General features: G+C 62.3%; 19 protein-coding genes. 11 read left to right on the top strand and 8 right to left on the bottom strand.

Annotation, left to right across the window (positions count from 1 at the left end; genetic code table 11):
• A partial coding sequence (locus ACFX4T_RS20640; RefSeq protein ID WP_377653792.1) for a hypothetical protein occupies positions 1–243 on the top strand: 243 nt, incomplete at its 5' end.
• Positions 244–333: 90 nt separating this feature from the next.
• Here ACFX4T_RS20640 and ACFX4T_RS20635 read toward each other — a convergent pair.
• Positions 334–525, bottom strand: a complete 192-nt coding sequence (locus tag ACFX4T_RS20635; RefSeq protein WP_216926474.1) for a YegP family protein — start codon at positions 523–525, stop codon at positions 334–336.
• A gap of 159 nt (positions 526–684) precedes the next feature.
• Between ACFX4T_RS20635 and nboR the strand changes: the two genes are divergently transcribed.
• Positions 685–1323, top strand: coding sequence for a nicotine blue oxidoreductase (gene nboR, locus ACFX4T_RS20630; protein WP_377653800.1), 639 nt, complete (start codon positions 685–687; stop codon positions 1321–1323).
• Positions 1324–1403: 80 nt separating this feature from the next.
• Here nboR and ACFX4T_RS20625 read toward each other — a convergent pair whose 3' ends face one another.
• From ACFX4T_RS20625 to ACFX4T_RS20605, 5 genes are all read right to left on the bottom strand, one after another.
• Positions 1404–4211, bottom strand: coding sequence for a molybdopterin-dependent oxidoreductase (locus ACFX4T_RS20625; RefSeq protein WP_377653790.1), 2808 nt, complete (start codon positions 4209–4211; stop codon positions 1404–1406).
• Complete coding sequence (locus ACFX4T_RS20620) at positions 4201–5136, bottom strand: FAD binding domain-containing protein (RefSeq protein WP_377653788.1); 936 nt, start codon at positions 5134–5136, stop codon at positions 4201–4203. Before ACFX4T_RS20620 ends, ACFX4T_RS20625 begins: the two co-directional genes overlap by 11 nt.
• On the bottom strand, positions 5127–6410 hold the full coding sequence (locus ACFX4T_RS20615; RefSeq protein WP_377653786.1) for an XdhC family protein: 1284 nt from the start codon (positions 6408–6410) through the stop codon (positions 5127–5129). Before ACFX4T_RS20615 ends, ACFX4T_RS20620 begins: the two co-directional genes overlap by 10 nt.
• A 330-nt stretch (positions 6411–6740) precedes the next feature.
• A complete protein-coding gene (locus ACFX4T_RS20610) occupies positions 6741–8318 on the bottom strand; it encodes an NCS2 family permease (protein ID WP_377653784.1) in 1578 nt (525 codons plus the stop codon).
• 6 nt (positions 8319–8324) lie between these two features.
• Positions 8325–8819 carry a nucleoside deaminase gene (locus tag ACFX4T_RS20605; protein ID WP_377653782.1) on the bottom strand — a complete coding sequence of 165 codons (495 nt, stop codon included), beginning with the start codon at positions 8817–8819 and terminating at the stop codon, positions 8325–8327.
• 400 nt (positions 8820–9219) lie between these two features.
• Between ACFX4T_RS20605 and ACFX4T_RS20600 the strand changes: the two genes are divergently transcribed.
• Both ACFX4T_RS20600 and ACFX4T_RS20595 read left to right on the top strand, forming a co-directional pair.
• Positions 9220–10563, top strand: coding sequence for an 8-oxoguanine deaminase (locus ACFX4T_RS20600; protein ID WP_377653780.1), 1344 nt, complete (start codon positions 9220–9222; stop codon positions 10561–10563).
• A 154-nt stretch (positions 10564–10717) separates the two neighbouring features.
• A complete protein-coding gene (locus ACFX4T_RS20595) occupies positions 10718–11647 on the top strand; it encodes a hypothetical protein (RefSeq protein ID WP_377653778.1) in 930 nt (309 codons plus the stop codon).
• A gap of 161 nt (positions 11648–11808) precedes the next feature.
• On the opposite strand, the gene ACFX4T_RS20590 is transcribed toward ACFX4T_RS20595, so the two are convergent.
• Entirely contained in the window at positions 11809–11985 is a 177-nt protein-coding gene (locus tag ACFX4T_RS20590; protein WP_216926482.1) for a hypothetical protein, read from the bottom strand.
• A 372-nt stretch (positions 11986–12357) separates the two neighbouring features.
• Here ACFX4T_RS20590 and pucL point away from each other — a divergent pair, with 372 nt between their 5' ends.
• The 3 genes from pucL to ACFX4T_RS20575 all read left to right on the top strand — a co-directional run bounded on the left by pucL (position 12358) and on the right by ACFX4T_RS20575 (position 15581).
• Positions 12358–13272, top strand: coding sequence for a factor-independent urate hydroxylase (gene pucL, locus ACFX4T_RS20585; RefSeq protein WP_223946876.1), 915 nt, complete (start codon positions 12358–12360; stop codon positions 13270–13272).
• Positions 13273–13456: 184 nt separating this feature from the next.
• A complete protein-coding gene (locus ACFX4T_RS20580) occupies positions 13457–14965 on the top strand; it encodes a nucleobase:cation symporter-2 family protein (RefSeq protein ID WP_377653776.1) in 1509 nt (502 codons plus the stop codon).
• 148 nt (positions 14966–15113) lie between these two features.
• Entirely contained in the window at positions 15114–15581 is a 468-nt protein-coding gene (locus tag ACFX4T_RS20575) for a DUF2867 domain-containing protein (RefSeq protein WP_216926485.1), read from the top strand.
• A 72-nt stretch (positions 15582–15653) separates the two neighbouring features.
• Here ACFX4T_RS20575 and ACFX4T_RS20570 read toward each other — a convergent pair whose 3' ends face one another.
• The gene (locus ACFX4T_RS20570) at positions 15654–16409 is read right to left on the bottom strand and encodes an IclR family transcriptional regulator (protein ID WP_216926486.1); all 756 of its coding nucleotides are present in this window, start codon (positions 16407–16409) and stop codon (positions 15654–15656) included.
• A gap of 221 nt (positions 16410–16630) precedes the next feature.
• On the opposite strand from ACFX4T_RS20570, the gene ACFX4T_RS20565 reads away from it, so the two are divergent.
• From ACFX4T_RS20565 to ACFX4T_RS20550, 4 genes are read left to right on the top strand one after another with little or no spacing between them, the layout of a single operon-like run.
• Positions 16631–18031, top strand: a complete 1401-nt coding sequence (locus tag ACFX4T_RS20565; protein WP_216926487.1) for an NAD-dependent malic enzyme — start codon at positions 16631–16633, stop codon at positions 18029–18031.
• A gap of 19 nt (positions 18032–18050) precedes the next feature.
• Positions 18051–19664 carry a malate synthase A gene (aceB, locus tag ACFX4T_RS20560; protein ID WP_377653773.1) on the top strand — a complete coding sequence of 538 codons (1614 nt, stop codon included), beginning with the start codon at positions 18051–18053 and terminating at the stop codon, positions 19662–19664.
• A 1-nt stretch (position 19665) separates the two neighbouring features.
• Complete coding sequence (locus tag ACFX4T_RS20555; protein ID WP_377653771.1) at positions 19666–20928, top strand: DUF6986 family protein; 1263 nt, start codon at positions 19666–19668, stop codon at positions 20926–20928.
• A 14-nt stretch (positions 20929–20942) separates the two neighbouring features.
• Positions 20943–21755, top strand: coding sequence for a bifunctional allantoicase/(S)-ureidoglycine aminohydrolase (locus tag ACFX4T_RS20550; protein WP_223946881.1), 813 nt, complete (start codon positions 20943–20945; stop codon positions 21753–21755).
• Positions 21756–21979: the final 224 nt, after the last annotated feature.

Below are 21979 nucleotides of genomic sequence, written 5' to 3'. Positions count from 1 at the left end.
ATCCGCCAATTCATCCCCAACGACTTCGCCTCCCTCGGAGCAGACGGCTTCGGCTTCTCCGACACCCGCCAAGCCGCCCGCCGCTACTTCAAAAACGACACCCACTCCATCGTCGCCAAAACCCTGCAGATGCTGGCGGCGAGGGGCGAAGTCGAGGAGGGTGCGCCGTCGTACGCTATTGACCGCTACAAGCTGCTCGACGTGAACGCGGGCACCACCGGCGGAGCAGGCGGAGACGCCTAGCAACCCACGGATAACAGGGCAGAAATACAGTTGGCGGCAGTGTTCGTGAAGAACACTGCCGCCAACTGTATTTGCGTGTTACCGGGAAACTCAGGTACCCAGATTCCTGCGGTCTACAACGAATCCGGTTGCCGCGTTCTCGCGGACTGCATTGATACCGGCCACGACGGCCTTCAAATTGGGAAATTGTGGCGACACTGCCACAACTGTGCCGTCATCGGCTGTGAGTCGAAACCTGAACGTATTCGTCCCGGCGTTGAGTATTTCGAAACTGCCCGCCATCTTCCCCTTTTCCTCCACGCATCATTGCATCAGAGCTGATTTCAACAATTCCCTACCGACAATAATGGCCGTCGGAACCTACCAACAGACCTACTGAGGAGTAGTTTGCAACCGATTTTGGTAGATGTCACGGAAAGCTGGGAGGAGGCTACAGACCGCGTGCATGCCCGCGCGTATCGTGAGGATATGACTGGATCCGGCGTGGCGCCCACCACGGGTGTCCTGCTTGCTGCGGGGGCTGGCACTCGCTTGGGCCGCGGGCCCAAAGCGCTGCTCCCCTACCGCGGCCGCACGCTGGTTGAGGTGCTCGCCGATACGCTGTTCGACGGCGGCTGCCGGGAGGTCGTGGTAGTGGTTGGGGCCGAGGCGGACCGCGTTCGAAGCACCACAGATCTACGGACGTACAAGGTGGTCGAGAACGAAAATTGGGCCAAGGGCATGGCCGGCTCTTTCCGCGCAGGAATCGAGGCGGCCTCACCGGGACACAGCATCATGGTGGCTCTGGTGGATCAGCCCGGGTTAACCCCGACGGCGGTCAGCAGGTTGCTGGGCAGCCACCGTCCGGGTCGGGTCACGGCGGCCGCATACCCTGACGAGTCAGGCCGCCTTAAGCGTCGGCACCCGGTGATTATCGACGTCGGGCTCCGATCCCAAGCGGCGAAAGCCGCGAATGGTGACACGGGGGCGCGATCGTTCCTCAAGGCGCATCCAGGTTTGGTGGACCTGGTGGATTGCAGTGACCTTTGCTCCGGCGAAGACCTGGATACGAAGGACCAGCTGCACCTTCTGGAGGACTGACAACCCCACGCGCCCGGATGTCACCCAAGTAAGTCGCATTTGTGCGCGTTTAGACGGCTCAAAACGCGCACAAATGCGACTCAGTTGGGTATCAGCGTGCGGTCACGGAGGGCCAGGTAAATTTTGTCGCGGGCGATGGGCAGTTCGCCGAAACGGATTCCGGTGGCGTTGCGGATGGCGTTGGCCAACGCGGGTGCCACGGGGTTGAACGGGCTCTCGCTCATGGACTTGGCGCCGAGGGGCCCGGTGCTGTCATTCGTTGTTGCGAAATAGACCTCGCTCCGCGGCACGTCCGCGAATGACGGAATGTGATACTGCCGGAGGATATCGGTGGTGACGTGTCCGGCGTCGTCCACTTTGACTTCCTCATAAAGCACCGCACCAAGCGCCTGTGCGATGCCGCCTTCGATCTGCCCCCGGCACTGCCGCGGGTTCACCACAACGCCGGCATCTGCTGCCTGCACGCTCTGCAGGATCCGCAGCTCACCCGTTCCCGTATTAACGGCAACCCGGAAACCATGGACATTGAATGCCACTGACCGCGGCGTTCCTCCCCAGTTGCCATCGGTGGCGAGGCGAACGCCTTGGAGACGAGCGGCGTCGAAAATTCCCTTGAGCGGAACCACACGATCACCGCACTCAACAGCTCCGTCCAGCAAGCGGCAATCCGTTAATGCAACTCCCGTGAGCGAAGCTGCAACGGTCTGGATCCTGGTTGCGAGCTCAAGGGCCGCACCGAGCGTGGCCTTGCCGGCCACCACGGTACCGGCCGAGCCGAACGCGCCCGTATCGTGCTCCACGAGGTCCGTATCTGACTGACGGACGGTAATTTTTGAGGCGGCCGTTGCCAGCGCGGTCGCAGCCAGTTGCGCATGAACGGTTGTGGTGCCGTTCCCGAACTCCGCAGTGCCGACGTCGACGGCGAACCTTCCGTCCGCTTCCAGACTCACCCTGGTGTGGGCGAAGTGGCCTCGCGGCGGGACGGTATCGATCATGGACAGGGCAGAACCTTCTCCGACTACCCAATCGGGTCCGAGGTCGTCCAGGCCAGCGGCCCGGTAACGCTCCTTGCCCCGGTCCAGGGCATCCCGGACCAAGGCCACGCACTGGTCCAAGCCATAGCTGCCGTAGTGAACGTCTTCCTCAGGTTCGGGTGTGGTAGACAACATGTGATCACCCGGACGGACCATGTTCTTGAGCCGGAACTCCAAGGGATCCATGCCGATACCGATGGCAAGTTCATCGATGGCAGACTCGATCGCGAAGATCATCTGGCTCAGCCCATACCCGCGGAAGGCTCCGGCGGGAACGGTGTTGGTGTAGACGGCCTGGGCGTCCACTTTCTTGTTGCGGCACTTATAGACAGCCAACGATTCCCCACAACCATGGAACATAACGCCGGGCGCATGGTTTCCGTAAGCGCCGGTGTTGGTGATGACATCCAGTTGAAGGGCGGTCAGGTATCCGTCCCGGCTGGCACCCGCCTTGAGATTAATGGTGAAGGGGTGGCGCGTCGTGGCGGACGTGAACTGTTCGGTCCGGGTGAACTCCACCTGGACCGGCCGCTTGAGTGTGAGGGCCGCCAAGGCGACCAGATCCTCGGTGAGGACCTCCTGTTTTCCTCCGAAACCACCCCCAACGCGGCCAGCCACCACGCGGACCGTCTCCTCCGGCAGATTGAACAACCTCGCCAATGTGCGCTTTACCAGGAAGGGAACCTGCGTGGAGGAACGGACAACCAGTCTGCCTTCCTCATCCAGCCACGCGATGGACGCGTGCGTTTCCATTGCAACGTGCTGAACCCTCTGGGTCTTGTACGTGTGCTCATGGATGAAGTCGGCTGCCGCGAAGCCGTCGGCCACGCTGCCCAGCTCGGCGTGGACCTCGGCCACCACATTTTCCAATGGCCGGGAAATCCGGGAGTAGGCCCCGTCCTTGTCGCCATGGATCGCCGGGGCACCCGGAAGAATTGCCTCCTGAGGCGTGAATACTGGCTCCAGAAGCTCGTACTCCACAGCAAGCGCCCGGGTTCCGGCCTCGGCAGCGCCAACGGACTCCGCCACGACCGCGGCAACGCGCTGGCCGATGAAGCGCACCACGTTGTCCAGCACGCGCGTGTCGTCGGGATCGTCCGTGAAGTGTTCGTGCTGGGCAGTGGAGAACAACTGCGCTGGTGCATCTTCGTGCGCAAATACGGCGACGACGCCAGGAACTGCCAGAGCCGCGGTCTTGTCAATGGACACGATCCGGGCATGTGGATGCGGCGAACGCAGGAGCTTGAGGTGCAGTAGTCCGGGAAGCTGCCCGGCCGGGACATCCAGGGTGTACCGGGCAGTTCCTGTAACCACGGCTTGGCCTGCGGGTGCGGGCACATTGTCCCCAAGCTGGCCGGGCGTGGCTTCCACAGCGGCAGGCGACTTGGCACCGGAAACGTCGGCTCCGGCGTCGTGCGCGTGCCCGCCATCATGACCGCAAACAGCGTCAGCGATGGAGCGGTAGCCGGTGCAACGGCACAGATTGCCCTTGAGGTTGCGGGGCAGGTTGGCACGTTGCTCGTCGTCAAAAGTGGCTGCCGTCATGACCATTCCAGCGGTGCAGAAACCGCATTGGAACCCCTGAGCTTCAAGGAACTGCTCCTGCACAGGGTGAAGGTTTTCTCCGCTGGAGAGGCCTTCGATCGTGGTGACCGCTTTGCCATCGGCGCGAACCGCCGGATAGATGCAGCTGTGGACGGGGGTGCCGTCGACGTGCACAGTGCACGCGCCGCAGTCACCGCCGTCGCAGCCCTTCTTAACGCCGAAGTTTCCCTGTTCCCGTAGGAAAGTGCGCAGGCATTGGCCGGGGCGGGGTGTGGCCTGAGAGGCAGCGCCGTTGATCTCAATTGCCATGGGGGGCCTCCTTCTGCGGGTTGTTGTTTGCGGGTTGCGTGGATGGTTGCGGTGAGGTGGCGTGCGGCGGCCAGAAATCGCCTGACACGACCATCGATTCGCCCAGTAGCTCGGCCCGGATTTCCTCCGCCAGCTTGAACGTCATATCGCGGCGCCATGCGGGAAGCCCATGGATGTCATCGTGGTACAGCGGCCAGGGAATGGAATCCCCGACGGCGTCTGCCAGCATCCCGGCGTCGGGAACCTGCCCGGCGGGGAACCGTAGTTGGACGGGCCTTTTGGTGGAGGCGGTGACGGTGATGACCAAGCCGCCCTCGGCGTCGAGGCGTCCGATGAGCAGCACGCCGGAGCGTCCCAGATTGCTCAACGACAAGCGCCTGAAAGCCACCCGTGCCGAGAGCGCCTCTGCGGGGAGGTGAATGCTGCGGAGCAATTCCCCGGGGGCCAGGACATTCTGCATATCCCCGGTAACGAAGTCGGACACAGGCAGGCTGCGGCTGCTGCCATCCGGGCTCTGGATGGATGCCATGGCATCGAGTCCGGCACACAACGAAATCATGGGGCCAGCGGGCAAGGACGTGCAGAGGTTGCCGCCCACCGTGGACATGTTCCAGATCTTGAAGGATGCCACGAAGGAGTCGCAGCAAGGACGAATCAATGCCAAGGCGGGCCACTCGTGGTTGGCTATTTCCGCGGACGCCGGTAATGCGTAGAGCTCTGCAACGGTGCAGGTTGCGGCTAGCTCAATGCCTTGATCGGTGACAGTAATGGCTGGCCAACCGGCCTGGCCCAAATCCAGGAGGCGCTTGAGCACGGTGCTTCCGTAGGAGAAGAGGACGGTTCCTCCGGCGAGCCAGGCATCGCCATCGCGCCATTGAGAGGGATCCGTGGTGGGAACCACGGCCTCGATGGTGTTCATGTCCATGGGTCCTCCTGAGTGAGGTGTTGAGGTGCTGGGTGAATCGGGCCCGTGCTGTCCTTCAGCGAGGGGAAGCCTGTGGCTGCGCGACTGGTGGTTTTGTGACCGGTGGCTTTGCGGATGGTGACTTTGTGGTCGCGAGCTCCGCGCTCGGCGATAATCTCTGCCGTGATGGAGACTGCGACTTCGGCTGGTGTCACTGCACCAAGGTCCAATCCGATCGGGGAATGCAGACGTCCGAGCGCTTCGGCAGGCGTGCCCGCTTCGAGCAGGGCCTCAACCCGTTGCCGGTGGCTACGACGCGAGCCCATTGCGCCGACGTAAGCCAGGTTTAGGCGAAGAGCTGTTTCAAGCAGGGGAATGTCGAACTTTGGATCGTGGGTCAGGACGCACACTACGGTCCGGGCATCGATCCGTCCGGCCGCTGCTTCGGCTTCCAGGTAGCGGTGCGGCCAGTCGGTGACCACTTGGTCCGCACCGGCGAAGCGGGTCTGCTGGGCAAACGCAGGGCGGGCATCACACAGGGTGACGTTGTAGCCAAGCAACTGTCCGGCGGGGAGCAACGCGGCACCGAAGTCGTTGGCCCCGAAAATGAGCATCCGCGCGGCTGGCAAGCGGCTTTCCACGAACAAGGTGATGGGCTGCGGTTCTTCCTCTTCACGGGGAGGAGCCGCCAACCTCTCGGCGGTCACCCAGCCATCGATGCAGCCCTCGGGTGCTGCCAGCCGGACCAAACCCGTGCGTCCGCCTTGGAGCAGTGGCTCAACCTGGGCCGCGGCAGCCATCAGGGTGGCGGGATGATCGTCCACCAACCGGGCCAGTTGCGTTGATTCCATGGCGCGGAACCGAACAGGATCATCAACGACCACCACTCCCCCGCCGCCACCGAGCCTGCGGATGAGCGCCAGTGCCGTGGGTTCGTTTGATACAGCGATATCGAAGAGGGCCATTTCGCCGGACTCGCTACCCAGTGGCTGGATATGGACTTCCAGCTCTCCTCCACAGGTGAGTCCGACGGCGAACGCGTCCTCGGCACTGTAGCCAAAAGACTCAAGGCGTGGGCCGCCGTCGCGCATTGCTTGCAGAGCTGCCTCAACGACGGCCCCTTCCACGCAACCGCCGGACAAGCTGCCCAGGATTTCGCCGTCTTCGGAGACCATCATGGAAGTCCCCATGGGTCGCGGCACTGAGCCGCCGGTCCCTACAATCGTGGCCACAGCGCATCGTTGGCCAGAGACCGCAGGCCGCCAGCTGCCCAGTGAAGGCATCAGATCCAGCATGGCAACACGTCCTTTTTCCAGGTGTCCCGGCCAGGTGGCCCGGCCGGAGCAGTGCGCGATCTTGCCCTCATAATCTCATTTCCAGAAGGTCTTGAGGGGTAGTCGCGGCTATTGAATAAGAGTTCACAGGAGTGGGGCAGGGCTTCATCTCCCTGCCCCACTCCGTAGCGGAGCAACAGCACCCGTTCCTGAATCAACAGGACCGCCGCCCGCCGTCGTGCCTGTTCCCAAAGGACCACGACGGTGGACGCCTATTCGCGCGGTGGGTGCGGATGGACCGCCGTTCGAAGTGCCGGATATGGGCCCGCCGGCGCGGGGTGGGGCACCGGGCTAGACGCCCATCAAGGCGTTGATCGGGCCACGGGCGAAGTAGATAATGAAGCCCGCGGTGACCACCCACATGAGCGGATGGACCTTCTTGGCCTTGCCCGACGCCGCGCTGATCACCGCGAAGGAGATGAAGCCGACTCCGATGCCGTTGGCAATGGAGTAGGTCAGCGGCATCGTCACAATGGTGAGGAACGCTGGCAACGCGATGGCGAACTTGGTGAACTTGATCTCGCGGATTTGCGCCATCATCATCGCGCCCACCACCACCAGTGCTGATGCAGCCACTTCCAGCGGGACAACCGAGGTGAGCGGCGTGAAGAACATTGAACCCAGGAACAGCAAGCCAGTGACAACGGAGGCCAGCCCCGTCCGGGCGCCCTCGCCGATTCCTGCTGCGGAGTCGATGTACACGGTGTTGGAAGAACCGGACGTTGCGCCACCTACCACTGCGCCCATGCCTTCAACGATGAAGGCTGACTTCAGCTTGGGGAACGTACCGTCCTTGTGTGCAACGCCAGCGCTCTTGGCCAGGCCCGTCATGGTGCCCATGGCGTCGAAGAAGTTGGTGAACACCAGGGTGAAGACCAACATGGTCGCAGCCAATCCGCCGATCCTGGCGAACGAACCAAAGAGATCGAACTGGCCCACCAGGCTGAGATCCGGAACGGACATCAACTGGCTGGACAGGATTGGCACGTTGAGGTGCCAACCGCCGGGGTTGTCGGCGGTGCCTGGACCGATGTGGAACACGGCCTCGGCTACAGCTGCGAGGACTGTTGTGGCGACGATGCCAATCAACAGGCCGCCTTGGATCTTGCGTGCCACGAGGATACCCATGACGAGCAATCCGATGATGAAGACGAGGGTTGGGATGGAGGTGATGGAACCATCCGTGCCGAGCTGGACCGGCGGGCCGCCCTTGGTGGGGCGGACAAAGCCGGAGTCGACGAAGCCGATAAAGGCGATGAACAGGCCGATGCCAACGGTGATGGCGGCCTTGAGTTCCTTGGGGACTGCCTTGAAGATCGCCGTCCGGGCACCGGTGGCGCCGAAGAGGACGATCAGGATGCCGTTGATGACCACCAGGCCCATGGCTTCTGGCCATGTGACTTCCTGGATGACAGCGACGGCGAGGAAGGAATTGATGCCCAGGCCGGCCGCGAGGCCGAAGGGAAGGTTGGCGACGAGTCCGAAGACGATGGTCATGACGCCAGCGGTCAGGCCAGTCACTGCACCTACCTGTGCTGCGGAGAGCCAGCCGCCCGCCACATCCACCGGGGCGTTGTCCGCCGAGAAGCCGCCCAGGATGAGCGGGTTGAGGATGACGATGTACGCCATGGTGAAGAACGTGACCAGGCCGCCGCGGAATTCCCGGGCGAGCGTGGAACCACGCTTGGTGATCTGGAAGAACTTATCCAGGAAGGAGTTCGACACCGGCGGCTTGCCGTTGCCGGTTGCCGTGTGCTTTGCGTTTGCCGCTGTGGGCTCTGCGCTCTTGCCTCCGTTGGGGAGGAGCGCAGCCTGCTTTTCAGCTGCGGTCTGCATTTCTGCGGGATCCAGGATTGTCATGTCAGCCACCGGGCCCTAGTAGTCGATCCTGGAATCAAGCGTGTTCCATGTGGTGAACGGCTGGAGGGCCGCCGGAGCCTGGGGGTCGCCCAGTTCCAGCTTGGCTACGGGCATCAGCGCGTCCCGGTTGTCGTTCTCGAAGTACTCGTAGAAGACCGCATCATCGAAGCCGACGGATGCGGCGTCGTGACGGTCTGCGGCATAGAACACGCGGTCAATGCGTGCCCAGAGTGCGGAGGCCAGGCACATGGGGCATGGCTCGCAACTGGTGTAGAGGGTTGCTCCGCTCAGATCGAAGGTCCCCAGTTCGCGGCAGGCGTTACGGATGGCCGTGACTTCTGCGTGTGCGGTGGGATCGTTCGTGGCGGTGACGCGGTTGACGCCTTGGAAGGCTTGTCCGTCCGCGGTAACAATGACGGCGCCGAAGGGGCCTCCACTGTTGAGGACATTGGCTGTTGCCAGCTCAATGGATGTGGCCAGGAATTGCTCGGCCGTGACGGTTGTACTCATGTTGCGACTTCCTTAGTGCTGAGGAAGCCAGGTGACCTGTTGGGGGCGCTACGGAGCGGAGCTCAGTTAGCTTGGTTACCAGGCTTCAGCATGTGCGATGAAGGTTAAGTTGCGCCTGGTAGATAGCTTCCCGAGGTCCGGGTGCCCGCCTTTGGCAGTTAGAGCGTAGCACCGCGTTTGTGAGCCGCGCCATAGTTTTTTGAAAATTTAATTTCGTCATACGATATTTTTTATTGGCAGCCGTATGTGACCGAGGGTCGCCCGCGAACGTTGACGGCCGACGTCGGGCATTTTAGGCTTTTCGGACCGGACGCACTTTATTGGCCTCCGGCTCCTGGATCAGCAGACAGGGCCTAACTGAGCTGGAACGCGTGCACGCCGACCAGACAAGGAACCTGTCATGACCCCTCTTTGGATCAAGAACCCGCTGGGTATCTTCACCGCAAACGACCTCGACGCCGGTAACGGCCTGGTGGTCTCCGACGGGAAAATCGTGGAGCTCGTGCCTACGGGCGGGCAGCCTTCGTTGCCGTGTTCCGTCTTTGATGCCTCCGACCACGTGGTTCTGCCTGGACTCATCAACACCCACCACCACTTCTACCAAACGCTGACACGCGCCTGGGGTCCGGTGGCCAACGCTCCGCTTTTCCCATGGCTGCAGAACCTGTACCCCGTGTGGGCGCGGTTGACGCCTCGCAGCCTTGAACTTGCGGTGCAGGTTGCACTGGCCGAGCTGCTGCTTTCCGGCTGCACCACCGCCGCCGACCACCACTATCTCTTCCCGGACGGCATGGAAGACGCCATCGATATCGAAGTAGCCGCGGTGCGCTCCATGGGCATGCGGGCAACCTTGACCCGCGGATCAATGACGTTGGGAGAGGACGACGGCGGGCTGCCGCCCCGGACCACGGTCCAGTCACCCGAGGTGATCCTTGCGGACAGCGAACGGCTGATTCGTGAGTACCACGAGGCCGGCGATGGGGCATCAGTGCAGATCGCATTGGCGCCTTGCTCCCCCTTCTCAGTGACCAAGGAGATCATGGCCGAGAGCGCAGCCCTCGCTGAACGCTACGACGTCCGGCTGCACACACACCTCGCAGAGACCATCGACGAGGAAGACTTCTGCCGCTCCATGTTTGGGCTGCGGACCGTGGATTACCTGGAGTCAGTTGGCTGGTTGGGATCCCGCACATGGCTTGGACATGGCATCCACTTCAACGACGACGAGATCGCCAGGCTGGGAGCCGCTGGCACCGCCGTCGCGCATTGCCCAACCTCCAACATGCGCCTCGCATCCGGGACAGCGCGAGTGCTGGAACTTGAAGCCGCGGGCGTTCCTGTGGGCCTGGGAGTGGACGGCTCGGCGTCGAACGATGCTTCGAACATGATCCTTGAGGCCCGTCAGGCGCTATATCTGCAACGACTTCGATACGGTGCATCCGTCCCCGTGGAGAGAGCACTCGGCTGGGCGACGCGTGGATCCGCCGCTGTTCTTGGCCGCTCGGACATCGGGCAGTTGGCTCCGGGCCTTCAGGCAGACCTTGCCCTGTTCAAGCTTGACTCGTTGAGGTTTTCCGGAAGCCACGACCCCGTCGCCGCCCTGCTGCTATGCGGGGCGGACCGGGCAGACCGGGTCATGGTGGGCGGTTCCTGGCGCGTGGTTGACGGAGCTATTCCCGGCTTGGACGTTGCCGGCCTCATCGCTGAGCACTCGGCTGCGGCGAGGAAGCTGGTGGCGGGGTAGGTTCTGGCTTCGTTGGTGTGGCGCCCGTTTCGATGCCGCGCTGCGTACTGTGCCGCGCGTTCGGCACAGTACGCAGCGATTGCACGAAACGGGCTTTTCCACATAGGACTTGTGACTCCTGTCTATCCAGCCGCACTCATTCGACGCTGAATGAATGAGAAAAACGCAGAAGCTCGAACTCCCCGAAGGCATTAACCTGTGGCGAACAGAAGAACTCCACGATGCCGGATTCAACGACCGGAATATCGCAGCCCTTGTGCGGAACGGAAACCTTGTCCGGCTTCGCCGTGGCTGCTACATCCGCGGCAGCACTTGGAAGGCACAGAAACCCTGGGCCCGGAGCCGTCAACTGATTGCCGCGCACGCGCACGGAACCCTCACGACAGCCGCCCGCGGTTTCGTTTATAGCCACACGTCCGCTGCCCGTTTACACGGTTTGTTTCTCTGGGCCGTGGATGATCGCGTGCACATCACAGCGGCCACTACTGCCTCGCGGACATCCCACGGGGCTGACGTTGTTCCGCACACGCGGGCATTGGGTCCGGAAGAGACCCAACCTGTGCAGGGCATGCTCTGCACCTCTTTGGAACGAACCGTGGTGGACTGCTGTCTCATGCTGAATTACAAGCAATGCCTCATATTGGTGGACCATGCCCTCAGACTGGGAGCCGACGCCCTCGCGTTACAGCAGATGTGCCACCGTTTGGACGGCCGAAATGGTGTCCGCAACCTTCGAAGTGCATTGGCGAATGCAAACCTAAAATCGGAATCGCCAGGAGAAACACTGACGCGTGAACTGATCCAACGGCTCGGAATCCTCATGCCTGAACTGCAAGTTGAGGTAGCCACCATCGAGGGCCGCCATCGCTTGGATTTCGCGTGGCGCAAGAAGAAGTTGGCACTGGAGTTCGACGGGAAGATCAAGTACTTCGACTACGCCCCCACCGACGAGGTTCTCTACCGGGAACGTCAGCGCGAGAAGGCACTAACTGAGCTCGGCTGGAGATTCATCCGCATCAAATGGCAGGACCTGTTCCGCGAGCACGACTTCAAGGTTCGACTCCTGCGCGCCCTTCAAGACTAGATCCGCACCAATTCGGGGGTTCTCTGCGCACTCGATGTTGCGCACGGCATCCTACGCAGCGAGTCGTCGAAACGGGTGAGGAAGGCGGGCGACACCTCCCCAGGTATCGCCCGCCTTGTTGGCTCTGTTGCGCAGAGTCCGCGCCCCGTGGACGCAGGGGCCTAGGGACGCTGGCGGCCGAAGACCGGGAGCGCTCGGAGCCAACGGGAGAATCCGCCGGCATTGCGGTCGCAGTCGGCCGGAATGTAGAAGTCCGGATCTGTTGCACCGAAGGGCAGGTACAGCTCCTGACCCGGTGCCGGGAATTCCACGACGTTGTTCGTATCCTTCGAGTCCATCTGTTCCTCCTCTTTCCAGTGCAAGCAAGTTTCCGTATTTCGGAAAATGATTTTTGCTATGTGAAAAGGATAAGCAACCCCCGAAGCAGGCGTCAAGACCCGCCCAGAAGGGAAGAACGGTTGCTCCGGTCACATTTGGCTGCTTCATAACGATCTCCGGAAACCCATATACACAAGCCGAAATCATGCGCTACTCTCGAATGAGTTCGTGGCGTACGTCACGTAACCTGAGAGCAGCAGGCAGGGTCGTAATGAGCTGGCATCAATGGATGCCGGCTCTTTTTTGTTGGGTCGGCTCCACCAGAAACGCGGTGGAAACACGCGCTTAATTTCATTGATGGAACGTAGGTTCCACCTCACAGAAGTTGGGATATGACCATGAGCAACAACATCGTCCTCGGCGAAAACCAGTACGGCAAAGCGGAAGTCCGCGTCGTCAAGGTCACTCGGGATACTGACCGCCACCACATCGAAGATTTGAATGTCACCTCGCAACTCCGCGGCGATTTCCAGGCTGCGCACCTCGAAGGCGACAACGGCCACGTGGTCGCCACCGATACCCAGAAGAACACTGTCTACGCTTTTGCCCGTGACGGCATCGGCTCACCGGAGTCCTTCCTGCTGCGTCTCGCCGATCACTTCACCGGCGAGTTCGAATGGGTAACCGGTGGCCGTTGGGAAGCCGAGGCCTACAGCTGGGATCGCATCCAGGCACACGGCGAGGGACACGATCACAGCTTCGTCCGCAACGGACAAGAGGTTCGTACCGCCGTCGTCGTCCGTGATGGCGCAACCACGCACATCATCTCCGGCCTCAAGGACCTGACCGTTCTGAAGACCACCCAGTCGGGCTTCGTCGGCTACCCGCGCGACAAGTACACCACCCTGCCCGAAACCACGGACCGCATCCTCGCAACGGATGTCTCGGCCCGCTGGCGCTACAACACCAACCTCGACGCCGCAGCCACCGACTTCAACAAGAGCTACGAGGACATCAAGGCCCTCCTTCTGGAGGGCTTCACCGAGAACTACTCGCACGCTCTGCAGCAGACCCTCTTCGACATGGGCAAGAAGGTCCTCGAAGCACACAGCGAGGTTGACGAGATCAAGTTCTCCATGCCCAACAAGCACCACTTCCTGGTTGACCTGAGCCCGTTCGGACTGGACAACCCCAACGAGGTCTTCTTCGCCGCGGACCGCCCGTACGGCCTCATCGAAGCAACCGTCCAGCGCGACAACACAACAGCCGCGCCTGTTGCATGGAGCGGCATCGCCGGCTTCTGCTAAGCACCGCCCCTAACACTGCACCACCCCTAACAACGCACCACCAGGAGTTTGTGTGCAGGTCCCCCAACGGCGCCCCGTCAAGGCCGGACCTGCACACAAACCCCAACCCCAAAAACCCCGGATTTTGTTAGCCAGACACAGTTAGCCAGACGAAGACGTCTGCCATGAACCCAGAAAGTCTGCCATGAACACGAAGAAGAAATCCCGCTCTGCGGATACCACCCCCTCCCAGGCGCATAAGCCGGAACGGCCCGAAGACAAGCGCCTCTCCATCGGAAGCACGTTCGCGTATGGCTTCCAGCACGTCCTCACCATGTACGGCGGAATCATTGCCCCGCCACTGATCATCGGCGCCGCCGCAGGCATGTCCTCGCAGGATATCGGCCTCCTCATCGCAGCCTGCCTGTTCGTTGGCGGCCTGGCCACCATCCTCCAGACGGTGGGCATCCCGTTCTTCGGCTCACAGCTACCGCTTGTTCAGGGCGTCTCCTTCGCCGGCGTCTCAACCATGGTTGCGATCGTCCAAGGCGGCGGGGGTATCCAAGCCGTATTCGGTTCGGTCATCGTGGCCTCGCTGATAGGCCTGGCCATCACCCCCCTGTTCTCCAAGATCATCAAGTTCTTCCCGCCAGTGGTCACGGGCACTGTCATCACCACCATTGGCCTGACGCTCATGCCGGTTGCAGCCAACTGGGCCATGGGTGGAAACGCCAAGGCCGCTAACTACGGCAGCATGGCAAACATCGGCCTCGCCGCAGCAACCATGGGTGTCGTCCTGCTTCTGAGCAAGGTGGGCAACGCCGCCATCTCCCGGCTCTCCATCCTGTTGGCCATGGTCATCGGCACTATCATCGCGTTCGTTGCTGGAATGGCAGACTTCTCAAAGGTTGGCCAGGGCGACATCGTCGCTTTCCCCACGCCCTTCGCTTTCGGTGCTCCGACCTTCGAAATCGCAGCAATCATTTCCATGCTCATCGTCATCCTGGTGACACTGACCGAGACCTCCGCAGACATCATTGCAGTGGGCGAGATCGTCGATACCAAGGTTGACTCCCGCCGCATCGGCGATGGCCTCCGCGCGGACATGCTCTCCAGCGCCATCTCACCGCTGTTCAACTCCTTCACGCAGAGCGCCTTCGCCCAGAACGTTGGGCTCGTGGCCATCACGGGCATCAAGAGCCGTTTCGTGGTGAGCGCTGGTGGGCTCATCCTGGTTGTCCTCGGTCTCCTGCCAGTCCTGGGCCGAGTGGTCGCAGCGGTTCCGACGCCCGTCCTGGGCGGTGCCGGCGTCGTGCTTTTCGGCACGGTGGCAGCCAGCGGTATCCGCACACTGGCCAAGGTTGAGTACAAGAACAACATGAACCTGATCATCGTGGCCGCCTCGATCGGTTTCGGCATGATCCCCATTGCCGCTCCGAAGTTCTACGACCAGTTCCCGTCCTGGTTCTCCACGATCTTCCACTCCGGCATCAGCTCCGCCGCAGTCATGGCGATCTTGCTGAATGTCCTGTTCAACCACTTCAAGGCAGGCAACACGGACAACCAGTCAGTGTTCGTCGCCGGGACGGACCGCATCGTCAGCGAGGAAGACATCAAATGCCTGAGCGAAGGCGACCGCTTCGAGAACGGCAAGCTGATCGACGCCGACGGCAAGGAAGTCCCGCTCAAGACCTCCAGCGCCTCGGAGCACTAGCTCCCGATCCCATTCAAGTTGGCAGATGACGGCAGCGTTTCCTTGGGGGACGCTGCCGTCATTTGTCGCCTCACGCAGAAGCCCTCCCCGCGCAGAATGTACGACGGCGGCGCTCACCACCGGTCGACACTCACCGTAGGATCAGCCCATGACTGAACAGCTCCCCTGTTTCCGTTCCCTCGCAATCCGCAAGATACCGGAGCCGGACTACGCGGATGTCTGCCTGGCCACCCTGCCTGAAGGTGCCGGCACGGATCCCAGGGAATGGGCGGAGCGCGTGTTCTCCATCGAGTCGATTCCGCGATGGGTTGCTTGGGCCATGGGCTTGAGGCAGGCGCTGGTGCCCTTGATCGGCATACCCAGAGCACCTAAGAACACCTTCACGGTGAGCGAACAGTCGGGCGAGGAAGCCCTGATCTTTGTCCGTGACAGGCACTTGGACTTCGCGGTGGCCGTTGGAATCGATGCGGTGACCCGGCTGATCAGGGTGACAACCGCCGTCGAGCTTAAAGGGTGGCGTGGCAAACTGTACTTCAGCGTAGTGCGCCCGGTTCACCCAATCGTGGTGGACTCGATGCTGAAGAAGGCAACCCGCTCAAAACCTGCGCCGAGATGACAAAAGATGGCAGTGTTCGCAGGGAACACTGCCATCAAATGCCAACTCGGCGCGAGGCGTGGAGAAGAAAGCCTAGTTCTGGTTGAGCTCCGCGGAGATCGCCAGAGCGGCCTCGCGCAGCATCGGCACAGCGCGGTCGGCAAAGCTCTGGTCCACACGGGTGATGGGCCCGGAAACGGAGATCGCAGTGGGGGTGGGCGCGTTGGGCACAGCCATCGCGAAGCAACGGACGCCGAGCTCCTGCTCTTCCTCATCAATGGAGTAGCCGCGTTCGCGGATCAGCTTCAGGTCCGCGAGCAGGGAGTCGATATCGCCGATGCTTTTGGCCGTGGGCGTGGGCATGCCGGTTCGGGCAACAATGCCACGGACCTGTTCGTCGTCGAGCTGCGCCAGGATCGCTTTGCCAACGCCGGTGTCATGGGTGTGGGCGCGCCGGCCGACTTCGGTGAACATCCGCATGGAGTGCATGGACGGAACCTGGGCCACGTAGATGACCATGTCCGAATCCAGGACCGCCATGTTGGAAGTTTCGCCGAGGCGTTCCACGAGGGTCTTCAGCTGCGGACGCGCTACGGCGCCGAGCTGCTTGCTGGCACCCTCGCCAAGCCGGATGAGCCGGGGGCCCAGAGCGTAGCGGCGGTTGGGCAGCTGGCGGATGTAGCCCAATGCCACAAGCGTGCGCAGCAGGCGGTGGATGGTGGGCAAGGGCAGGTCCGTGGACGACGACAGCTCGCTCAGAGTGACGTCGCCACCGGCATCCGTGATCAGTTCCAGCAGTTCAAAGACGCGCTCAACGGACTGCACGCCTCCGGAGGCTTTTTCAGCCATTCCCTTGTCTCCAATGACTCAGATTCCGACAACTCTTATCCGCATCGTGAAAAGAATTGCTTAGAACACCCAAGATACAGCACGCCAGCCGAGAGCGCGACGAGACGCAAGATGACCGAGCAGGGGGTTGTATTTCCACTTGGCAGATAATAATATCCATAATACGAAAACATTCAGTTTGGAACGGCGGCCCGGGAACGGGCCTAACAGGAGGAATTTCAATGGCGAATCCGAGCCCCGGTAACTCGATCACCCTGCGCGTCGCCGCACCGTCCAGCTTCACCGCTACGAGCGAACTGGCAGCAGCCGTCGGCGCAGCCGGTGCCGCAATCACCGCGCTGGACGTCACGGAATCCCACCACGAGACGATCGTCGTGGACGTCACCTGCAACACCACTGATGACGCCCACGCAGCACGCGTCAAAGATGCCCTGAATGCCCTCGACGGCGTCACCGTCCAGCACGTCTCGGACCGCACCTTCCTCATGCACCTCGGCGGCAAGCTCGAGGTGGTCCCCAAAGTAGCCCTGCGCAACCGTGACGATCTGTCACGCGCCTACACTCCCGGCGTCGCACGTGTTTGCCTGGCCATTGCAGAAGACCCGGCCGCCGCCCGCAACCTGACGGTCAAGCGCAACACCATCGCCGTCCTCACGGATGGTTCTGCGGTTCTGGGCCTGGGCAATATTGGCCCCGCCGCCGCCCTCCCCGTCATGGAAGGCAAAGCCGCTCTGTTCAAGCAGTTCGCCAACGTGGACGCCTGGCCGGTCTGCCTGGACACGCAGGACACCGAAGAAATCATCATGATCGCCAAGGCCATGGCCCCGGTCTACGGCGGCATCAACCTGGAAGACATCGCCGCACCGCGCTGCTTCGAGATCGAGAACCGCCTTCGCGAAGAACTGGACATCCCGGTGTTCCACGACGACCAGCACGGCACGGCGATCGTGACCCTGGCCGCGCTGGTCAACGCCCTGCGCGTGGTGGACAAGAAGCTGTCCGAGGTCAAGATCGTCGTCTCAGGGGTTGGCGCTGCCGGTTCCGCCATCATCCAGCTCCTCAAGGCCCAGGGCGCGCAGCACATCATCGCTGCTGGCCGCTCAGGCGCCATCCACTCCGGCGAGAAGTACGACGACGAGCACCGCAGCTGGATTGCCGCGAACACGAATGAAGAAGGCTTCTCCGGAACCCTGCACGACGCCCTCAAGGGAGCAGACGTCTTCATCGGAGTCAGCGCCCCGCACGTGATCGGCGAGGAGCAGGTTGCTTCCATGGCCGAGAATGCAATCGTGTTCGCCATGGCCAACCCGACGCCGGAAATCGACCCCGTCATCGCTTCCAAGCACGCGGCCGTTGTCGCCACGGGACGCAGCGACTTCCCGAACCAGATCAACAACGTGCTGGCCTTCCCCGGCTTCTTCCGCGGACTGCTGGATGCTGGAGCATCCGACATCACGCCGAACATGCTGGTGGCCGCCGCCGAGGCAATTGCCAACCGGGTGGCTGACGATGAGCTGAACGCGAGTTACATTATCCCCAGCGTCTTCGATCCCCATGTTGCCGCCGATGTAGCGACTGCCGTAGCCAACGCTGCGCACGCCAACGCCGCCAGCGCACTCTAGAACAAAGGAATCCGCTCACATGGCTATCACAGTCACCGATCCCCGGCCGATTGATCGCGCCGAGGAAATCCTCACCCCCAAGGCACTTGGTTTCATCGAGGAACTGCACAAGCGTTTCGCCGGCACCCGCAACGAGCTCCTTGAAGCGCGGAAGGTAAAGCGCCAGAAGGTTGCGGACACCAGCCGCTTGGACTTCCTCCCGGAGACCCAGGAAATCCGCGACGGCGACTGGAAGGTTGCCGAGGCACCGGCAGCTTTGCAGGACCGCCGCGTTGAGATGACCGGCCCGGCAACCCCGGCCAAGATGGCCATCAACGCGCTCAATTCCGGCGCCAAGGTCTGGCTCGCGGACCTCGAAGATGCCAGCACGCCCACCTGGCCCAACGTCATTGACGCGATCCTGAACCTCCGCGACGCAGCACAGGGCACCCTGAGCTACACCTCGCCGGAAGGCAAGGAGTACCGTCTCCGCACGGACGCTCCTTTGGCCGTTGTTGTTGCCCGTCCGCGCGGCTGGCACATGGAAGAGAACCACCTGCTGATCGACGGCGAACCTGCTGTGGGCGCGCTGGTGGACTTTGGTTTGCACTTCTTCCACATCGCCAAGCAGCTGCTCCTGAATGGCCACGGCCCTTACTATTACCTACCCAAGATGGAGAGCCACCTGGAGGCCCGCCTCTGGAACGATATCTTCGTCTTCGCCCAGGACTTCCTCGGCATCCCGCAGGGCAGCATCCGCGCCACCGTGCTCATCGAGACCATCCCGGCCGCGTTTGAAATGGACGAGATCCTTTACGAACTGCGTGACCACGCTTCGGGGCTGAACGCCGGACGCTGGGATTACCTGTTCAGCATCATCAAGTACTTCCGTGATGCCGGCGAAGAGTTCGTCCTCCCGGACCGCGCAACCGTTGCCATGACGGCTCCGTTCATGCGCGCCTACACCGAACTCCTGGTCAAGACCTGCCACAAGCGTGGCGCCTTCGCCATGGGCGGCATGGCCGCCGTCATCCCGAACCGGAAGCAGCCCGACGTCACCGCTGCGGCCTTCGACAAGGTCCGTGCCGACAAGACGCGCGAGGCAAACGATGGCTTCGACGGCTCCTGGGTTGCGCACCCGGACCTCGTTTCCACCTGCCGCGAAGTGTTCGATTCGGTCCTCGGTGACCCCGCCAACGGCGGAAAGCCCAACCAACTGGACAAGCAGCGCCCCGAGGTGAACGTCACGGCTGAGCAGCTGATCGACGTCGCCTCTGCTGGCGGCACCGTCACGGAAGCCGGGCTTCGGCTGAACCTCTACGTCGCCGTCGCATATACAGGTGTCTGGATCTCCGGCAGCGGTGCAGTTGCCATCCACAACCTCATGGAAGATGCCGCGACCGCGGAAATCTCCCGCTCGCAGGTGTGGCAGCAGATTCGCAACAAGTCGGTGCTCGCAGACACGGGCAACACCGTCACCCGCGAACTCGTCACACGAATCCTCGGCGAAGAAACCGAGCGCCTGCGCATCGAGTTCGGCGACGAGAACTTCACCAAGTACTACGAACCGGCTTCCAAGCTGATCGAGGACATCTGTCTTTCCGACGATTACACGGACTTCCTGACAACACCCGCCTACGAACTGGTGGGCTGAGATGGGCTCATTCTCTTCCTCAGATCTGGCTCATATCGAGTCCCAGCTCGCCGCCACGGATACGTTGCTTGACCGCAATTACCCCGGCGACGACGGCTCACGCCAGCCCATCCACACCGTCTACATCCCGGCCGACCGCTTCACACCGTCATTTGCGGCCGATTGGGGTACCCAGGCGCTCGCGACGGCGGAAGCTCACGGTGGCCTGGAAAAGCTCGGCCAGCTGTTGGGCCAGGAGCCTCATTTGGCTGCTGCTGTTGCGTCACGGGTCGCTGCGAAACTTTCCGCTGAGCCGATCGAAGACCTTCGTTTGGACTTCGAAGACGGCTACGGCGACCGCGGCGACGAGGCAGAAGACGCCGACGCCGTTGCTGCCGCCAACGCTGTTGCTGCTGCGGTTGCAGCGGGAACTGCCCCGCCGTTCATCGGCATACGCTTCAAGTGCTTCGAAGCAGCCACACGTGCCCGTGGCCTTCGCACCTTGGATCTGTTCGTGTCCACATTGGCTGCTGCAGGGGAACTCCCCGCCGGGCTGATCCTCACCCTGCCGAAAGTCACCACGGTGGCCCAGGTGCAGGCCATGGACTTCGCGGTCTCGCGCCTCGAGGAAGTCCACGGACTCCCCGCCGGCAGGCTCCGTTTCGAGGTGCAGGTGGAAACCCCGCAGCTCATTCTGGGCGCCGACGGAACCTCCCCTGTGGCGCAGCTCCCCCACGTTGTCCCGGGCCGCATCAGTGCCCTGCACTACGGGACGTACGACTACAGCGCTTCATTGGGAATCTCGGCCGAGTACCAGTCCATGGAGCACCCGGTTGCCGATTTCGCCAAGGAAGTCATGCAGCTGGCTGTCGCCGGAACGGGTATCCGCCTCTCTGACGGTTCCACCAACATCATTCCCGTAGGCGACGCAGTTGAAGACGCCTGGAAGCTCCACGGCCGGCTGGTCCGCCGCTCCCTGGAAAACGGCTACTACCAGGGCTGGGATCTCCACGCCGCCCAACTCCCCAGCCGTTTCTCGGCGTCGTACGCTTTCTACCGCGAAGGCCTGCCTGCCGCAGCGCTGCGCCTCCGGAACTATGTGGAGCGGACCGACGGCGGCGTCATGGATGAGCCCGCCACCGCTCGTGCACTCGCTGGTTTCGTTCTTCGGGGCGTCCAGTGCGGCGCAGTGGGGACCGACGAGGTCAAGGCGCTTGCCGGCGTCGAACTTTCACAGCTGACCGCGCTGGCGCACCCGCGGCTCGCACAACCGACTTCCCACTGATAGGAGCTTTTCGCATGGGTAAGTACTACTACCCCCAGGGCGGCCTGCCGCCGCAGACCCACCTCACCACGGAGCGGGCGATCGTCACCGAGGCCTACACCGTGATCCCCAAGGGCGTGATGACGGACATCGTCACGAGCAACCTGCCTGGATTCTCCAACACCCGCTCCTGGATTATTGCGCGACCGATCTCAGGCTTCGCCACCACATTCTCGCAGTTGATCGTGGAGATCGCCCCCGGCGGCGGGGCTCCCAAAGCCGAGTTCGAAGCAGGCGTTGAAGGCGTCATCTTTGTGACCAAGGGGCAGGTGAACCTGACGCTCGATGGCGAACTGCACCACCTTGAGGAGGGCGGCTACGCCTACCTCGCGGCCGGTTCCGAGTGGGGCCTGGAGAACGTCTCGGACGACATCGTCTCCTTCCACTGGATCCGCAAAGCCTACGAACGCCTGGAGGGTTTCGAAGCAAAGTCCTTCGTCACCAACGAGAAGGACGTGGAGCCCACCTCCATGCCTGACACGAACGACGTCTGGAAGACCACTCGCTTCACGGACTCCAGCGACCTTGCACACGACATGCAGGTCAACATCGTCACCTTCCAACCCGGCGGCGTGATTCCCTTCCCGGAGACCCACGTCATGGAGCACGGCCTGTACGTCCTCGAGGGCAAGGCCATGTACCTGCTCAACAACGACTGGGTGGAAGTGGAAGCCGGCGACTTCATGTGGCTCCGCGCGTTCTGCCCGCAAGCCTGCTACGCCGGTGGTCCGGGCGAGTTCCGCTACCTGCTGTACAAGGACATGAACCGCCAGGTGAAGCTCACCTAGTCTGCGCCCTGCGCCGAGATCGCCGGAAAGCTGCCAGTTCGTCTGGAGATTTCCGGCGATTTCGCGCGTTTCCGGCGAACTCAGGGACGGCGACGAGGACCTCCTCCGGTGTATGCCCGGCGGTACCCAAGTGCCGTCGTCGGGCCCCCCGCATGAAGTGTGCCGCCTCCGCAAGGCCGCCGCACAAACTTGATCGGAAATTGAGCCAAACAAACAGAGTCCTT

The sequence above is a fragment of the Paenarthrobacter sp. YIM B13468 genome (genome assembly GCF_042788025.1).
Classification (GTDB): Bacteria; Actinomycetota; Actinomycetes; order Actinomycetales; family Micrococcaceae; genus Arthrobacter; species Arthrobacter aromaticivorans.
This window is presented reverse-complemented; position numbering and strand designations above follow the sequence as displayed.

Excerpts from the sequence above, each read along its gene's own strand:
- ACFX4T_RS20635 (WP_216926474.1), bottom strand. The coding sequence starts at position 525 with ATGGCGGGCAGTTTCGAAATACTCAACGCCGGGACGAATACGTTCAGG.
- ACFX4T_RS20625 (WP_377653790.1), bottom strand. The coding sequence starts at position 4,211 with ATGGCAATTGAGATCAACGGCGCTGCCTCTCAGGCCACACCCCGCCCC.
- ACFX4T_RS20620 (WP_377653788.1), bottom strand. The coding sequence starts at position 5,136 with ATGGACATGAACACCATCGAGGCCGTGGTTCCCACCACGGATCCCTCT.
- ACFX4T_RS20615 (WP_377653786.1), bottom strand. The coding sequence starts at position 6,410 with ATGCTGGATCTGATGCCTTCACTGGGCAGCTGGCGGCCTGCGGTCTCT.
- ACFX4T_RS20605 (WP_377653782.1), bottom strand. The coding sequence starts at position 8,819 with ATGAGTACAACCGTCACGGCCGAGCAATTCCTGGCCACATCCATTGAG.
- ACFX4T_RS20600 (WP_377653780.1), top strand. The coding sequence starts at position 9,220 with ATGACCCCTCTTTGGATCAAGAACCCGCTGGGTATCTTCACCGCAAAC.
- ACFX4T_RS20595 (WP_377653778.1), top strand. The coding sequence starts at position 10,718 with ATGAGAAAAACGCAGAAGCTCGAACTCCCCGAAGGCATTAACCTGTGG.
- ACFX4T_RS20590 (WP_216926482.1), bottom strand. The coding sequence starts at position 11,985 with ATGGACTCGAAGGATACGAACAACGTCGTGGAATTCCCGGCACCGGGT.
- pucL (WP_223946876.1), top strand. The coding sequence starts at position 12,358 with ATGACCATGAGCAACAACATCGTCCTCGGCGAAAACCAGTACGGCAAA.
- ACFX4T_RS20580 (WP_377653776.1), top strand. The coding sequence starts at position 13,457 with ATGAACACGAAGAAGAAATCCCGCTCTGCGGATACCACCCCCTCCCAG.
- ACFX4T_RS20575 (WP_216926485.1), top strand. The coding sequence starts at position 15,114 with ATGACTGAACAGCTCCCCTGTTTCCGTTCCCTCGCAATCCGCAAGATA.
- ACFX4T_RS20570 (WP_216926486.1), bottom strand. The coding sequence starts at position 16,409 with ATGGCTGAAAAAGCCTCCGGAGGCGTGCAGTCCGTTGAGCGCGTCTTT.
- ACFX4T_RS20565 (WP_216926487.1), top strand. The coding sequence starts at position 16,631 with ATGGCGAATCCGAGCCCCGGTAACTCGATCACCCTGCGCGTCGCCGCA.
- aceB (WP_377653773.1), top strand. The coding sequence starts at position 18,051 with ATGGCTATCACAGTCACCGATCCCCGGCCGATTGATCGCGCCGAGGAA.
- ACFX4T_RS20555 (WP_377653771.1), top strand. The coding sequence starts at position 19,666 with ATGGGCTCATTCTCTTCCTCAGATCTGGCTCATATCGAGTCCCAGCTC.
- ACFX4T_RS20550 (WP_223946881.1), top strand. The coding sequence starts at position 20,943 with ATGGGTAAGTACTACTACCCCCAGGGCGGCCTGCCGCCGCAGACCCAC.